Source organism: Streptomyces sp. NPDC020917 (assembly GCF_044333795.1).
Classification (GTDB): Bacteria; Actinomycetota; Actinomycetes; order Streptomycetales; family Streptomycetaceae; genus Actinacidiphila.
On record NZ_JBIRRR010000006.1, the window covers coordinates 321,954 to 336,095 of the forward strand.

Genomic DNA, 14,142 nt, shown 5'->3' on the forward strand with positions numbered 1-14,142 from the left:
CCTCTTCTTTTCAAGGGAGAACTGCGGTTACAGCGAGGGGGGTTCGTCCGCGCGGTGGACGGTCGTGCCGGCGAGGACCGTGCGCAGGACGCGGAACTCGGTGTCCAGCAGCACCAGGTCGGCGGCGGCGCCGGCCGTCAGGGTTCCGCGGTCGCGGAGCCCGGCGATGCGCGCGGGGTTGGACGTCGCGAGAGCCAGGACGTCCGCGTCGGCGAACGGGGTGTGCGCGCGCGTCCAGCGGACGCAGTCGGCGAGCGAGGCCGCCGAGCCGGCCAGCAACCCGCTGCCGGTGAGGACCAGGCCGCCGTCGGGGGTGACGGTGACGTCGCCGCCGACGGGTGTCATGTAGCGGCCCGGCGGGGAGCCGGCGAGCGCCGCCGCGTCGCTGACCAGGAACGAGCGGCGGACGCCCTTGGCGCGGACCATGGCGCTCAGGGTGTCGGCCGGCAGGTGGTGCCCGTCCGCGATGAACCCGGCGGACAGGCGGTCGTCGGCGAGCTGCGCCCAGATCGGGTTCGGGTGGCGCGGCAGCGTCGGCTGGATGCCGTTGCCCAGATGGGTCGACAGCGACGCCCCTGCCGCCGCCGCCCGGTGGATCCGGTCGGGCTCGGCCGCGCAGTGCCCGAGCGCCACCAGGACTCCGGACCGCACCGCCCGGTCGATGTACGCGTCGGTGTTCGCCCGCTCCGGTGCGAGCGTCACGATCCGCAGCAGGCCGTCGGACGCCGCGATCCAGCGGGCCAGTTCGGCGGTGTCCGGGTCCCGCAGGCAGTCCGCGTCGTGGGCCCCGCGTGCCCCGTCCACCGGTGACAGATACGGCCCTTCGACGTGGATGCCGGCGATCGAGTGGGCGAGCAGGGCGTCGGTGCGGACCGCCTCGGCGATGACCTCCAGCGCGTGCACGATCCTGTCGTGGTCGGCGGTGATGACCGTGGGGAAGAACGTCGTGGTGCCGGCCGCCCACAGGGCGCGGGTCAGGGCGTGCACCGTGTCGACGCTCAGGTCGTCGGCGTTGACGTCGTGGCCGCCGTAGCCGTTGACCTGGAGGTCGACCAGGCCGGGGACCAGGTGGTGCGCGACGTCGCGGCCGGCGGGTTCGCGGTGTTCGACGGACCGGATGCGGCCGTCGCGGCCGGCCCGCACCAGGGCGTGGCGCCCGTCCGGCAGTTGTCCCTCCATCAGCCCTTGACCGCCCCCGCCACCAGACCGGAGCCCATCCGGGAGTGCACCGACAGGAACAGGGCGATCACCGGTACGGCGATCAGCGTGGAACCGGCCATCACCCCGCCCCAGTCGGTCGCGGAGGTCTCGCTGCTGAAGCTGCGCAGCCACAGGGGCAGCGTCGCGTGGTCGGTCTTGGTCATGACGATCAGCGCGAGGTTGTACTCGTTCCAGGTGTGCAGGAAGGCGAAGACCGACGAGGTGACCAGTCCGGGTCCGAGCAGCGGCAGGGTGACGCGGAAGAAGGCGCCCACCCGGCTGCAGCCGTCGACCATCGCTGCCTCCTCCAGTTCCACCGGGACGCCGTCGATGAAGCCGCGCAGCAGCCAGACCGTGAACGGCACGATCCCGCCGAGGCACAGCAGCGACAGGCCGGGCACCGAGCTGAGCAGGTTCCAGTCGTCGAGCATCCGGAACTGCGAGATGAACAGGGCCTCCGCCGGCAGCATCTGCACGACGATCACGAGCATGATCAGCGCGCCGCGGCCACGGAACCGGAACCGGCTGACCGCGACCGCCGCGAGGAAGCCGAAGAGCACCGCCAGGACCACCACGACCAGCGCCACGACGGCGCTCATGCGCAGTGCCGACCAGAACTTCCCGTCCCGCAGCACCCCCGAGAAGTGCTCGAAGGAGGTCGGGTACGGCACGAACCGCGGCGTGAGGGTGAACAGCTCCGAGGTCGGCACCAGCGCGGTGTTGACCATCCAGTAGACCGGGAAGACCCACACCAGCGCGGCCAGGACGGCGATCGCGTTGAGCACCCAGCGGCTGCGCCGGCGCCGTGACCGCCGGCCCGACGGTGCCGGCGTGCCGGCCGCGGGCCGCGGACCCGTCCTGGACGGGCGGCCGCCCGTGCGGGAGAACGTGGACGTGCTCATCGGGCCGCCGCCTCCTTCTGCTGGGTGACCAGCGTGCTGATGTACTTCCAGGTCAGCAGCAGGGTGAGGAGGAGCACCACGGTGGCCAGCGCGGAGGCCATCCCGTAGTCGCCCTGGCCGATGCCCAGCCGGTAGATGGCGGTGCCGAGGAGGTTGGTGTCGTCGGTGGAGCCGCCGTTCTGCTGCAGTACGTAGATCTGGGTGAACACCCGCAGGTCCCAGACGATCTGGAGCAGCCCGACGATCATGATGACCGGCAGCGCCAGCGGCAGCATCACGCTGCGGAACCGGCGCCAGGCGGACGCCCCGTCCAGCGACGCGGCCTCCATCACCTCCGCCGGGACCTGGCTGAGGCCCGCGTAGCTCATGAAGGCCACCAGCGGCACGCTCATCCAGACCACGATCAGCGCCGCCACGGTGAACAGCCCCATCGGGTCCGCGGTCCAGGCGTGCCCTTCCATCCCGGTGAAACCGACGTGGCTCAGCAGCCAGTTGACGACGCCGTAGCGGCTGTCGAACAGCCACTGCCAGACCGTCACGGTCACCATGACCGGCATGGCCCAGACGAACAGCAGCGCGACCTGCAGCGCCAGCCGGGCCCACCGGCTCACCACCGTCATGAGCACCGCAAGGGCGGTCCCGGCCAGCATCGTCAGCACCACGCAGACGAAGCAGAACACGATCGAGCGGACGAGCACCCTCAGCATCGCCGGGTCGCTGAGCACGGTCCGGTAGTTGTCCAGGCCCACCCATCCAGGTGCCTGACCGAACTGCTGGCGCAGCCCGAACTCCTGGAAGGACATCACGATCTGGCGGACCAGCGGATAGCCCAGGGCCACGATGACCGCCACGAACACCGGCGCGACGAGCAGGTAGGGCGTGAGTTGCGTCCTGCGGTGCCGGCGGCGGGCCGCCGGGACCGCGGGCGTGAGACCCGGATCGGTGGTCATTTCTTGTTCAGGACCTTCTCGATCTTGCCGTCCGTCTCCCGGGCCAGCTTCCCGGCGTCACCACCGCGGGCGAGCTGGGCCCAGAAGTCGGCCGGGATGTTGTCGCCCTGCACGACGGCCCAGTTCTCGGCGGTCGGGGTGAGCACCGAGTTCGCCACGATCTGCGCCTGCAACTGCCCGCTGGACAGGCTCGCGGGGATGGCGCCCGTGTAGGCGGTGTTGCCGGGGATCCACCCCTGGGCGGCGACCTTGGACTGGAACTCCTTGCCGTAGACGAGCCGCAGCGCGTCCTGCGCCAGCGACTTCACCTGCGACTTGGCCGAGATGCCGATGCTCGAACCGCCCGAGAACGAGTGGCCCACGCCGCCCGCCGTGACCGGCGGGATCGCCATGACCGCGGTGTTCTTCTTCATCTCGGGAGAGATGTTCTTCTCCGCGAACGTACGGCCGGAGACGATCGCGACCTCGCCGTTGTTGTACGGAACCCAGGGGGCCGCGCCCTGCTGGGAGGAGTCCGACGCGCCCAGTGCGGCGGTCTTCCACAGTTCCTGGAGCATGGCGAGTCCGGTCTCTGCCTGCGGGGTGGCGAGCGTGCCCTTCCAGGTGCCGTCGGAGTTCTGCTTGGCGTAGTTGGCGCCCTGCGAGAAGATCCACGCCTCCATGAAGTGGTTGTCGGCGGCCGGCAGGTAGATGCCCTGGAAGTTCCGGTGCTTGTCGGGGTTGGCCGCCTTGACCTTCTGGGCGGCCTGGACCAGCTCACCCAGGGTCCTGGGCTGCGCTATGTGCGCCTTGGCGAACAGGTCCTTGCGGTAGTAGATGACGCTCGCCCCGGCGTACAGCGGCAGCGCGTACTTCTTGCCGCGGGAGGTGCCGGCCCCGACGAAACTGGGGATCAGCTTCGTGCCGCCCAGGTCCTGGTACAGCGGGCTGAGGTCGGCGAAGGCGCCGACGCTGGCGAACGTCGATGCGGTGGTGTTGCCGATCTCGGCGAGGTCCGGGGTCTCCTTCTCACTGGCCATCGCGGTCTGCAGCTTGGCGATGATGTCGTCCCACTGCTGGATCTCGATCTTCAGCGTGGAGCCGGGGTGCTCCTTCTCGAACGCCGTCTTCAGGTAGTCCTGGGCGGCCTGCGGGATCGAGTCCTGCATGAACCACACGCGTACGGTGCCCTTGTCGGGACCGCCCGAGACCGATTCGCCGCTGCCGCCCGAGGCCGAGGAACAGCCGACCGTCAGCAGGCCGACGGCCAGTGCCGCCGCCGCGCACTTGATGATTCGCGCATCCATAGGGCATGTCTCTTTCAACGAAGGATTTGCATGGCTGTGGGTGCCCGCCTCACAGGGCGGCGCGGATCTGCTCCAGGACTGTGATCGGTGCCAGCAGCACCTCCGCGTCCAGGGGAGGGACGCCGGACTCCAGCATCCGCAGGAAGGCCCGCAGACCCGGCTCCACGTAGTCGGCGTCCAGTTCGATGTCGCGGCTCGCCAGCCCGTGCCGGCCGACGATCTCCGCGTGGAACGGGACCCGTCCGGCGTCGCTGGGGGTGACGAGGTGCAGGGTGACCGGCACTCCGCCGCAGCGGTAGCGGGCCACGACGGTGGCACCGGACCGCTCGACGTCGACGGGGCCGGGCACGCCGGGCGCCAGGCGCTGGGCGAGGTCGGCGGCGTGGATGCCGTAGAAGAAGATGCCGCTGTGCTCGCTGTCCGGGTCCGCGGGGCCGGTGACGGTGACCGCCTGGATCTCACCGATCCCGGTGGCCGCCTCCTGGAGCCGGTCGGCGTCGGGGACCCAGCGGACCGCGGAGTAGGAGGTCATGGGGGCCCCGCCGCGCGCGGCGGCCTCGATGATCGCCTCGGCATCGGCGGTACTGGCGGCCAGCGGCTTGTCCACCCAGACCGGGATGCCCGCCTCCAGGAACGGCACGGCCTGGGCGCGGTGCAGCGCGCCGTCGCGGTTGGTGACGATCAACGCGTCGACGTGGCCGAGCAGTTCGGTCGAGGTCGGCACGACCGGCAGTCCGCCGCCCAAATCGGCGAGTTCGCGGTTGCGGGCGTCGTCCTCGCCGACCAGCGCGGTGACCCGGGCGTGCGGTGCGATCTGCTTGACGTTGAGGGCCCGGACGATCTCCTCGGCGTGGCTGTTCTCGGTTCCGACGATGGCGAGACGCCGTGTGTCGTTCATGGCTCAGACCTCCTGGAGTTCGACGGGGCGGCCCTCGTCGGCGGACTGGTAGACGGCCCGGACCACGGCGAGCGCCCGGCGTCCCGCGGCGAGCGTCACGGCCGGCTCGCGGCCGGTGCGGACGGCGGTGACGAAGTCCTCGTACTGGGCGAGGTGCGCGACGTCGACGGGGCCCCAGCCGTCGCGCAGTGCCACGTCCGGTGGCGCGGCGGGCGCGGCGGGGTCCGCCGAGTGGAAGTACTCCAGCCGGTCGTCGGCCATCACCGCGCTTCCCCGGTCGCCGTGGACGGACAGCCGCACGGGCAGGCCGGGGTAGGCGGCGGTGCTGGCCAGCACCAGCCCGACGGCGCCGCTCTCGAAGCGGATGGTGGCCGCGGCCAGGTCCTCCACCTCGATGCCCTCGTGGGCGACGCGGCCGGTCTGCGCGCTGACGTGGACCGGCTTCCCGAGCATCCACAGCAGCAGGTCCAGCGCGTGGATGCCCTGGTTCATCAGGGCACCGCCGCCGTCGACCGCCACGGTGCCGCGCCAGTCGCCGGAGTCGAAGTACGCCTGCGGCCGGTAGAACGCCGACTCGGCGATCCCGGAGGTGATCCGCCCGAGCCGCCCCGCCTCCACCGAGTCCTTGATGAAGGCGGCGGGCGCCTGGAAGCGGCGCTGGCTGATGACGGAGACGGTCAGCCCGGTGCCGCGCTGCGCCTCGACGATCCGGTCGGCCGCGGCCAGCGTGATGTCCACGGGCTTCTCGACGAGCACGTGCTTGCCGGCGGCCAGCGCCTCGACCGCCGCATCGGCGTGCAGGGCGCTGGGCAGGCAGACGGCGACCGCGTCGACGGCCTCGGCGGCCAGCGCGTCGGCCAGGCTCGCGAAGGCGCGGCCGCCGTACCGGTCGGCCAGGGCCGCGGCCCTGCCGAGGTCCTGGTCGACGACGGCGCCGAGCCGGACGCTCGCGTCGCTCTCGCCGAACGCGGTGATCAGCCGGGCGTGCACGGCGCCGATGACGCCGGCGCCCACCAGGGCGAATCGCATGGTCACTCCCTCACTTTCGGGCGGTTCCTGGGGTGTTCGCGCGGGTCAGGCGCTCGTGTCCGGGACGGCGGCGGTCGTGGCCGACCACGGGATCCGCGTCCCGCCGGTGTCGGCGGACTGCTGGGCGAGCAGCGCCAGCCGGGTCGCCAGCAGGCTCTGGCGGGTGGAGATGTCGGGTTCCTCGCCGGACGCGAGGGCGCGCAGCGGCAGTTGGGCGGGGCGGAAGCCCTCGGGCAGGGCGACGTCGTGCGTCGCCTCGTCGTCGGTGGTGACCACGAGACGCCGCCGGGCCCACAGCAGTTCGGCGGTGCCGCGCGTTCCGACCAGCCGCATGCGGTAGTCGCCGTGCACCGCGGACGCCGCGGGGGTCATCCAGCTGACCTCGGCCGTCACCAGCACGTCCGGGGCGGCGAGCGTCGCGACGCCGTACGGGGCGAAGTCCGCGGTGCCCGGGGTGGTGCCCGCGACGCTGCCGGCGACGGTGCCCGCGGTGAGCCCGGTGAAGTACAGGGCGGCGTCGATGTCGTGCACGGCCAGGTCGCCCAGGATGCCGCCGTAGCGGGCCCGTTCGAAGAACCAGCCGGGCCGCGCCGCCCGGTTGAGCTTGTGCGGGCCCGACGACAGCACGCCGGTGATCTCGCCGAGCACTCCGGCGCGGACCAGTTCCAGGGCGGCCAGCGTCTCGGGGTAGTAGCGCTTCTCCAGCATCAGCACCACGTGGCGTCCGCCGCGGTGCGTCGCCGCGGCGATGGCGTCGAGCTCGTCCGGCGTCGTGCACAGCGGCTTGTCCGCCAGCACGTGGCAGCCGGCGTGCAGCGCGTCGAGGACGGTCCGGCCCCGGTCACCGTAGACACCTGCCGTGACGACCACGTCCGGCCGCACGGCGTCGAGCATCCTGCGGTGATCGGTGAAGACCGGGGCGCCGTGCGGAGCGGCCCATTTCTCGGCCAGCTCGCGCACCGGATCGGCGACGGCCACCAACTGGAGGTTCTGCGACCGGCTGATCTCGTCCACCACGTAGTCGACGTGAGGATGGGCTGCGCCGGCAACGGCTATGCGCGTCATGGCCGGAACCCAAACATGCAACCGGTTGCACGTCAATGGTCCGCGCGAAGGTTTTGCCTTTCGGCATGTGTCAGCCGGCGGCGGGTCCCGTCGTCGCGCGGACCACCAGGTGGGTCGCCACGGTCAGCCGCTCCGGCTCGGCGCGGCCGGTCTCCAGCATGCGCACCAGGAGGTCGGCGGCCGCGGTGCCGGCCGCGGCGGAAGCGGCGGACACGCTGGTCATGGCGGGTGTCGTGAGGGCGGCCAGGGTGTCGTCGCACCCCATGAGGCTGAAGTCCCTGGGGACCGCGATGTCGCGCAGTTCCAGTCCTGCCAGCACGCCTTGGGACACCACGTCGTCGAAGGCGACCGCTGCCGTCGCGCCCGCCGCCACGAGCGCGGACACCGCACTGCGGCCCGCCGTGTAGCTGGGCCGTCCCACCTCGACGACCTCGACCTCCATGCCCGCCGCGTCGGCGGCCCGGGTGATGGCGGCCCTGCGCTGCTGGTCGGACCAGGAGTCGCGGGGACCGGCGAGATAGGCGATCCGCCGGTGCCCCAGCCGCTTCAGGTGCACGACACCCTCGGTCATCCCGCCCGAGGAGTCGATGAGGACCCGGGGGATCCCCTCGACGTCCCGGTTCACCAGGACCACCGGGCGCTTGTCGGCCAGCTCCCAGATCCGCTCGGCCGAGAGCCGGGGCGAGGCCAGGATGAACCCGTCCACCTGCGGGCTGAAGCGCGCGGCGAGCTTGGCCTCGCGCTCGGCGGACTCGTCGGCGTCCCCGAGGAAGACGGCCAGGTCGGCCTGCTCCGCCCGGGACTGGACGGTGCGGACCATGGGCGGGAAGAACGGGTTCGCGACATCGGGCACGACCATGGCGATGTTGCCGAACCGCCCGGTCGACAGCGCCTGCGCCGCCCGGTTGGCGGTGTAGCCGAGCCGTTCCGCCACGGCTTTCACGTGGTCGACGGTTTCGGGGCGGAGCAGCTCGGGCCGGGAGAAGGCGCGGGAGACCGTGGCGCGCGAGACGTCGGCGGCGACCGCGACGTCGCCGATGGTGACACCGGAGGACGGGCGTGGGCGAGTCGGCATGCGCTCACTTTACGGCGCCCGGCGCCACTTGACGTGCAACCGGTTGCACGCCACACTCCCCTCATGCCACCAAACGACCTTGACGCCATGCTGCGCGTTCTGCCGGACCGCCGGGTGCTCGGTGAGACGGCAGCGCACGAGATCGCCCGGCGGCTTCGCCGGATCCTGGCCGACCGAGGTCACGCCCGCATGATCTTCGCCGCGGCCCCCAGCCAGGCGGAGACCCTGGCCGCCCTGACCCGCGAACCGGGCATCGACTGGCGCCGGGTGACGGCCTTCCACATGGACGAGTACCTGGACCTGCCACCCGAGGCGCCCGAGCGGTTCGGCAACTGGCTGCGGGAGGCGCTGTTCGGCAGGCTCCCCTTCGGCGCCGTGCACTACATCGACACGGCGGCCCCCGGCGGCGCGCGGGCCGCCGCCGACCGCTACGCGGAACTCCTGCGCGAGCAGCCCATCGACATCGTCTGCCTGGGCATCGGCATGAACGGCCATCTGGCCTTCAACGATCCGCCCGTTGCGGACTTCCACGACCCCGACGCGGTCAAGCCGGTGTCCCTGGACCGGGCCTGCCGCGAGCAGCAGGTCGCCGACGGCTGCTTCGGTACCCTGGCGGACGTGCCCGAGAAGGCCGTCACGGTCACCATCCCGACGCTGATGAGCGCCGGCCATCTGTTCTGCATGGTCCCCGGCGCGCTCAAGGCAAGGGCGGTGCGGGCGACGTTCGAAGCCCCGCTCGGCACCGAGTGGCCGAGCACCGTCCTGCGCACCCACCCCTCGTGCACCGTCTACGCCGACCCGCAGTCGGCCTCGCTGCTCGACGGACGGACCCGGACCGGCTGAGCCGGTCCGGCGCTCGGCCCCGGACGGCCCGCCGTCCCTCACACCGTGGAGCCGGCGGCCCGTTCCTGAGCGTCGAGCAGCTCCTCGCCGTGCTCCTCGGTCCACCGCCCCATCGCCCGCAGCGGCCCTTCGACCAGGCTGGTGCCGAGCGGGGTCAGCCCGTACTCCACGCGCGGCGGCGCCGCGCGGAAGGCGCGGCGCTCGACGAGCCCGTTGCCGAGCAGGCGCCGCAGCGCCTCGGTCAGGACCTTGTCGCTGATCCCGCCCGCCAGCGTCCGCAACTCGGCCCGGCGCAGCGGTCCTTCGCTGAGCCCGGCGAGGATCACCGGGTCCCACGTGTGGGAGAACAACTCGGTGGCGGCGCGCAGCCGGCAGTCCACGAGCAGCCGCACGCACCCGTCGTCGCCCATGCCCCCAGTGTCCCGCAGCCGTTTCCTACCGTCCGGTGCGCGTCGGTTCTCCTACCGTGGCGGCACCGCGGCGGCCGCTCCCGGAGGCCGTCGCCCGCACCTCTGGAGCGCACCCGTATGAACATCGGCATCCTCGGCACCGGAACGCTCGCGACGGCCCTGGGCGCGGCCTGGGTACGGGCCGGGCACGACGTGGTGGTCGGCGGCCGCTCGCCGCAGAAGGCGGCCGAGGCCGCCGCGCGGATGACGGCCTCGGCCCCGGGCGCCGGCACCGCCCGCGCCGCGGAGCCCGCCGCCGCGGCCACCGGACGCGACGCGGTCCTGCTCGCGGTCAGCTGGTCCGGAGTGCCCGGCATCCTGGCCGCGGCCGGGGCGGCCGGCGGCTCGCTCGCCGGCACCCCGCTGATCGACCCGGTCAACGCGGTGGACCACGGCGTCGGCGAGCACCTGGTCGCCGACGGCCGCGCCGCCGCCGAGCACATCGCGGAACTCGCGCCCGGCTCCCATGTGGTGAAGGCGTTCCACCTCTTCCCCGCCGACCAGTGGTCGGCGGGCCGCGAGCCGGTCACCGTGCCGATCGCGGGCGACGACGAGGCCGCCCTGCACACCGTGTCCGCCCTGGTCCGCGACGCGGGCGCCGAGCCGGCGGTGGTCGGACCGCTGCGCCGCGCCCGCCAGTTGGAGGAGGCCGCGGGTCTGGTCATCGCCCTGGTCTTCGCCGGGCACGACCCGAACGCGGCCGTCCCGCGGGTGCCCGCACGGACCGAAGCGGTCTGAGCGAACCGCCTGCCCCGCGTGAACCGCCTCGGTGCCGCCGGCCGCGGCCCGAGGCGAAAGTACGGCAAACCCTTGCCTTGACCAGGCCGTGGCAGTAGGTTCCCTGAGCCGCCTGACAACGATGTCAGGGAGGCAGGTAATGCAGCGCGCGCACCGAGGGGCCGATATGCGGCGGCGAATACTTCACGTTCATCCCATAAGAGTCATGGTCACGGCGGCACTGGTGATCGCCGGCCTGACCGCCGTTCCCGAGGCCGCGGGCGCGGCCGCCGCGCCCGCGGATCCGGCCGGCCTGGTCGCACCGCTGGCCGGTACCGCGGCGGGCGGCGGGACCTACCCGGGCGCGGCACTGCCGTTCGGCATGGTGCAGTTCAGCCCGAACACCGAGTCGGCCGAGGGCGGCGGCTACGAGTACACGAACCCGAAGACCTGGGGCTTCGGGCTCAACCACCTGTCCGGGCCTGGCTGCGCCGCGATGGGCGATGTGACGTCGCTGCCGCTCACCGGCGCGGTGAAGTCGCTCGACCCGCACGCCAACGAGGTCACCATCGACCACGCCACGGAGGACGCGCACCCGGGCTCGTACGCCGTCGACCTCGCCGGTGTGCACTCGGAGCTCACCGCGACCACCCGCACCGGCTGGGCGCGGTACACGTTCCCGAGCGGCTCCACGCCGGGCGTGCTGGTGAGCCCGGGCGGCGGGTTCCGCGGGGTGTCCTCCGCGAGCGTCAACGTCGTCGGCGACCACACGGTCGAGGGGACCGTCGGCACGTACGGGTACTTCAACACCTGCCCGTCCAAGAGCTACAACCGCTACACCGTCTACTTCTCGATGCAGTTCGACCAGCCCTTCAGCTCGTTCGCCACCGGCAGCGGCACCACGGTCAAGACCGGGCAGGCGTCCACCACCGGCACGGGCGCCGGGGCGTACCTGTCGTTCGGCAGCCACGACGTCGTCGCCAAGGTCGGCATCTCGTACGTCTCGCTCGACGGGGCGCGCAGCAACCTGACGGCCGAGGGCACGAGCGGGTTCGACTTCGACGGCGTCCGCACGGCCGCCACGTCGCAGTGGAACTCGCTGCTGTCCCGCGTCGCGATCCAGGGCGGCACCGACGAGCAGCAGCGGACGTTCTACACGGCGCTGTACCACTCGCTGCTCGATCCCAACGTGTACTCGGACGCGAACGGCGACTACACGGGCTTCGACGGCGCGGTGCACCACGAGCCGGCCGGGCACGCGCACTACACGGCGTTCTCCATGTGGGACACCTACCGCGCGCAGCAGCAGGTCCTCGACCTGGTCGCGCCGGAACACGTCGCCGACATGGCGCACAGCCTGCTCGAGGACTCGCAGCAGGGCGGCTGGATGCCGAAGTGGCCGTACGCGCAGTACTACACGAACGAGATGGTCGGCGACCCGGCGGCGAACCTGCTCACCGACGCGTACCTGAAGGGCCTGGTGCGCCCCGAGGACGCCCGCCCGATCTACGACGCGCTGGTCAAGAACGCCACCCAGCTCCCCGACCCGTCCCAGACGCCGTTCGAGGGCCGCACCGGACTCGCCGAGTACCTCAACGGGGGCTACGTGCCGCTGGGGACCACCGGCGACTACACGACGGCGGTGTCCGACCAGCTCGAATACGGCGTCAACGACTGCTCGTTGTCGCTCTACGCGAGCAAGCTGGGCGAGAACGCCGATGCCGCCCGCTTCCTCGACCGCTCGCAGTCGTACGTGAACGTCATCAACCCGCAGACCGGTTTCGTGCAGCCGCGGCGCGCCGACGGCACGTGGGTCACGCCGTTCGACCCCGCGAAGGAGAACGGGTTCAAGGAGGGCTCGGCCTGGCACTACACCTGGTTGGCCCCGCAGGACGTGACGGGGCTGGCGAAGGCGCTCGGCGGGGTCGGCCCGACGGTCGCCAAGCTCGACCAGTTCTTCTCGTACGACCAGCTGGCCGCGAACCCGGCGAGTGTCGCCGGCACCAAGTGGGGCGCCGAGGACCAGTACAACCCGTACAACGAGACGGACCTCCAGGCGCCGTACCTGTACAACTACCTCGGCCAGCCGTGGAAGACGCAGGACGTCGTGCGCGCGGCCGAGACCCTGTACAACACCAGCCCCACCGGGGTCACCGGCAACGACGACCTCGGCACGATGTCGAGCTGGTACGTGCTGTCGTCGCTCGGGCTGTACCCGTTCTTCGCCGGCGGTGACCAGTACACGGTGACGAGCCCGCTGTTCACCCACGCCGTCGTGCACCTGCAGCAGCCGTGGTACCACGCCTCGCAGCTGGTGATCGACGCGCCCGGCGCGTCGGCGTCCAACCGCTACATCAAGGGTCTGACGGTCGGCAACGCGCCCGTCAACACCAGCGTGATCAGCCATCGCGCGATCCAGGACGGCGCCACGCTCCACTTCGACCTCGGGGACCAGCCGAGCGACTGGGCCACGGGTTCCGGCACGCCGGTCTCCCCGTGCTCGGCGACGGCGCACACGGCCGACGTGCGGATCACCGGCGTCACGTCCGAGCCCGGTGCCGCCGGGGATGCGGGCACGCTGACGGTGAAGCTCACCAACTCCGGCACCACTGCCGCCAACCGCGTGACGATCGGTGCGAAGGGGCCGTGGGCGGTGCCCGCGACCACGCTTCCGGCGATCGCTCCCGGCCACTCGGCGACGGCCACGCTCAAGGTCACCCCGCCGTCGGACGCCAAGCCCGGCAGCTATCCGCTGACGGTCACCGCCGGCTGGTCGAGCAACGCCGGGAGCGGCAGCGCGCTGACCACCTTCACGACCGCGCTCTACCAGGTGGCCGCGAGCTCCCTGCCGCAGCTCTTCGACACGGTCGGCACCAGCCCGGACGCCGACCGGAGCGTCGGCAACCTCGACGGCGGCCACAACAGCCTGTCCCGGGACGCCCTCGCGGCGGCGGGGCTGACGCCGGGCGCTTGGGTCTCCGCCGGCGGCACCACGCTCACCTGGCCGGCGAGCGCGGCCGGTCAGCCCGACGACGTCGTGGCCGCCGGTCAGGCGATCCAGCTCCCGGCACCGGGGAACGCGGGCACCCTCGCGTTCCTCGCGACGGCCGGGTCCGGCGGTCCGATCAACGCCACCGGGCAGATCGTCTACACCGACGGCACCGTGCAGCCGTACACGCTGCACGTGAGCGACTGGACGATGCACCACGACGCGGACCAGCTGCTCGCCGGCGAGACGGTCGCGGCGAAGATGTCCTACCGCAACCTGGCCTCCGGCGCGCAGCAGACGAGTGCCTACGTGTTCGCGGTCACCACGCCGGTCGACGCAACCAAAACCATCGCGTCGGTCGTGCTGCCGTCCGGCTACTCGGGTCGGCTGAACCTGTTCGCCATGGGGTTCGGCCCGGCGCAGTAAGTGCCTGACACGCGAGCCCGCCCACTCCGGACCAGGTCCGGGGCGGGCGGGCTCGGGCGTTGCACCGGCGGCGGCCGTCACATGGTGCGGGGCTCCATCGGCACGATGCCGACGGCCTGCGAACTCTTGGGCGCGGCCCCGACCTCGTACTGGACCTTCTGGTTCTCGTCGAGGCTCTTGAAGCCTTCCTTGCGGATCTCGCTGTAGTGGGCGAGGAGTTCCTCGCCGCCGTCGTCCGGGATGATGACGCCGAAGCCCTTCGCGTCGTTGAACCACTTCACCGTGCCGGTAGGCATGTCTCCCCAGGAAAGGC

13 protein-coding genes are annotated in these 14,142 nt (G+C 72.1%); 3 read left to right on the forward strand and 10 right to left on the reverse strand.

The annotated features are described in order from the left end of the window. Positions 1–27 precede the first annotated feature (27 nt). The 8 genes from ACH4TG_RS16065 to ACH4TG_RS16100 form a co-directional block, all read right to left on the reverse strand. A complete protein-coding gene (locus tag ACH4TG_RS16065; RefSeq protein ID WP_398242893.1) occupies positions 28–1,179 on the reverse strand; it encodes an N-acetylglucosamine-6-phosphate deacetylase in 1,152 nt (383 codons plus the stop codon). Then, positions 1,179–2,102: a carbohydrate ABC transporter permease gene (locus ACH4TG_RS16070; RefSeq protein ID WP_398242894.1), complete on the reverse strand. Its 924-nt coding sequence runs from the start codon at positions 2,100–2,102 to the stop codon at positions 1,179–1,181. Before ACH4TG_RS16070 ends, ACH4TG_RS16065 begins: the two co-directional genes overlap by 1 nt. Next, positions 2,099–3,052, reverse strand: coding sequence for a carbohydrate ABC transporter permease (locus ACH4TG_RS16075; RefSeq protein ID WP_398242895.1), 954 nt, complete (start codon positions 3,050–3,052; stop codon positions 2,099–2,101). The genes ACH4TG_RS16070 and ACH4TG_RS16075 overlap by 4 nt, the downstream gene beginning before the upstream one ends. After that, on the reverse strand, positions 3,049–4,338 hold the full coding sequence (locus ACH4TG_RS16080; RefSeq protein ID WP_398242896.1) for an extracellular solute-binding protein: 1,290 nt from the start codon (positions 4,336–4,338) through the stop codon (positions 3,049–3,051). The genes ACH4TG_RS16075 and ACH4TG_RS16080 overlap by 4 nt, the downstream gene beginning before the upstream one ends. Before the next feature lie 49 nt (positions 4,339–4,387). Then, positions 4,388–5,236 carry a Gfo/Idh/MocA family oxidoreductase gene (locus ACH4TG_RS16085; protein ID WP_398242897.1) on the reverse strand — a complete coding sequence of 283 codons (849 nt, stop codon included), beginning with the start codon at positions 5,234–5,236 and terminating at the stop codon, positions 4,388–4,390. Positions 5,237–5,239: 3 nt separating this feature from the next. Then, positions 5,240–6,265 carry a Gfo/Idh/MocA family protein gene (locus ACH4TG_RS16090; RefSeq protein WP_398242898.1) on the reverse strand — a complete coding sequence of 342 codons (1,026 nt, stop codon included), beginning with the start codon at positions 6,263–6,265 and terminating at the stop codon, positions 5,240–5,242. A gap of 45 nt (positions 6,266–6,310) precedes the next feature. Then, the gene (locus ACH4TG_RS16095) at positions 6,311–7,330 is read right to left on the reverse strand and encodes a Gfo/Idh/MocA family protein (protein WP_398242899.1); all 1,020 of its coding nucleotides are present in this window, start codon (positions 7,328–7,330) and stop codon (positions 6,311–6,313) included. 70 nt (positions 7,331–7,400) lie between these two features. Beyond that, entirely contained in the window at positions 7,401–8,405 is a 1,005-nt protein-coding gene (locus ACH4TG_RS16100; RefSeq protein WP_398242900.1) for a LacI family DNA-binding transcriptional regulator, read from the reverse strand. A gap of 63 nt (positions 8,406–8,468) precedes the next feature. Here ACH4TG_RS16100 and ACH4TG_RS16105 point away from each other — a divergent pair, with 63 nt between their 5' ends. Continuing rightward, positions 8,469–9,248 (forward strand): glucosamine-6-phosphate deaminase, encoded by a 780-nt coding sequence (locus tag ACH4TG_RS16105; protein WP_398242901.1) that lies wholly within the window; start codon positions 8,469–8,471, stop codon positions 9,246–9,248. Positions 9,249–9,286: 38 nt separating this feature from the next. On the opposite strand, the gene ACH4TG_RS16110 is transcribed toward ACH4TG_RS16105, so the two are convergent. Continuing rightward, complete coding sequence (locus ACH4TG_RS16110) at positions 9,287–9,658, reverse strand: winged helix-turn-helix transcriptional regulator (protein ID WP_398242902.1); 372 nt, start codon at positions 9,656–9,658, stop codon at positions 9,287–9,289. A 117-nt stretch (positions 9,659–9,775) separates the two neighbouring features. Here ACH4TG_RS16110 and ACH4TG_RS16115 point away from each other — a divergent pair, with 117 nt between their 5' ends. Together ACH4TG_RS16115 and ACH4TG_RS16120 are read left to right on the forward strand one after the other, a co-directional pair. Continuing rightward, positions 9,776–10,435, forward strand: a complete 660-nt coding sequence (locus ACH4TG_RS16115; RefSeq protein ID WP_398242903.1) for an NADPH-dependent F420 reductase — start codon at positions 9,776–9,778, stop codon at positions 10,433–10,435. Positions 10,436–10,640: 205 nt separating this feature from the next. Beyond that, entirely contained in the window at positions 10,641–13,829 is a 3,189-nt protein-coding gene (locus ACH4TG_RS16120; RefSeq protein WP_398242904.1) for a GH92 family glycosyl hydrolase, read from the forward strand. Between the two features lie 77 nt (positions 13,830–13,906). Here the strand turns inward: ACH4TG_RS16120 and ACH4TG_RS16125 are convergent, their stop codons facing one another. Beyond that, positions 13,907–14,125: a cold-shock protein gene (locus tag ACH4TG_RS16125; protein ID WP_398242905.1), complete on the reverse strand. Its 219-nt coding sequence runs from the start codon at positions 14,123–14,125 to the stop codon at positions 13,907–13,909. Positions 14,126–14,142 lie beyond the last annotated feature (17 nt).

Bases quoted from the DNA above. Each gene is read 5' to 3' on its own strand.
- ACH4TG_RS16065 (WP_398242893.1), bottom strand. From the start codon at position 1,179: ATGGAGGGACAACTGCCGGACGGGCGCCACGCCCTGGTGCGGGCCGGC.
- ACH4TG_RS16070 (WP_398242894.1), bottom strand. From the start codon at position 2,102: ATGAGCACGTCCACGTTCTCCCGCACGGGCGGCCGCCCGTCCAGGACG.
- ACH4TG_RS16075 (WP_398242895.1), bottom strand. From the start codon at position 3,052: ATGACCACCGATCCGGGTCTCACGCCCGCGGTCCCGGCGGCCCGCCGC.
- ACH4TG_RS16080 (WP_398242896.1), bottom strand. From the start codon at position 4,338: ATGGATGCGCGAATCATCAAGTGCGCGGCGGCGGCACTGGCCGTCGGC.
- ACH4TG_RS16085 (WP_398242897.1), bottom strand. From the start codon at position 5,236: ATGAACGACACACGGCGTCTCGCCATCGTCGGAACCGAGAACAGCCAC.
- ACH4TG_RS16090 (WP_398242898.1), bottom strand. From the start codon at position 6,265: ATGCGATTCGCCCTGGTGGGCGCCGGCGTCATCGGCGCCGTGCACGCC.
- ACH4TG_RS16095 (WP_398242899.1), bottom strand. From the start codon at position 7,330: ATGACGCGCATAGCCGTTGCCGGCGCAGCCCATCCTCACGTCGACTAC.
- ACH4TG_RS16100 (WP_398242900.1), bottom strand. From the start codon at position 8,405: ATGCCGACTCGCCCACGCCCGTCCTCCGGTGTCACCATCGGCGACGTC.
- ACH4TG_RS16105 (WP_398242901.1), top strand. From the start codon at position 8,469: ATGCCACCAAACGACCTTGACGCCATGCTGCGCGTTCTGCCGGACCGC.
- ACH4TG_RS16110 (WP_398242902.1), bottom strand. From the start codon at position 9,658: ATGGGCGACGACGGGTGCGTGCGGCTGCTCGTGGACTGCCGGCTGCGC.
- ACH4TG_RS16115 (WP_398242903.1), top strand. From the start codon at position 9,776: ATGAACATCGGCATCCTCGGCACCGGAACGCTCGCGACGGCCCTGGGC.
- ACH4TG_RS16120 (WP_398242904.1), top strand. From the start codon at position 10,641: ATGGTCACGGCGGCACTGGTGATCGCCGGCCTGACCGCCGTTCCCGAG.
- ACH4TG_RS16125 (WP_398242905.1), bottom strand. From the start codon at position 14,125: ATGCCTACCGGCACGGTGAAGTGGTTCAACGACGCGAAGGGCTTCGGC.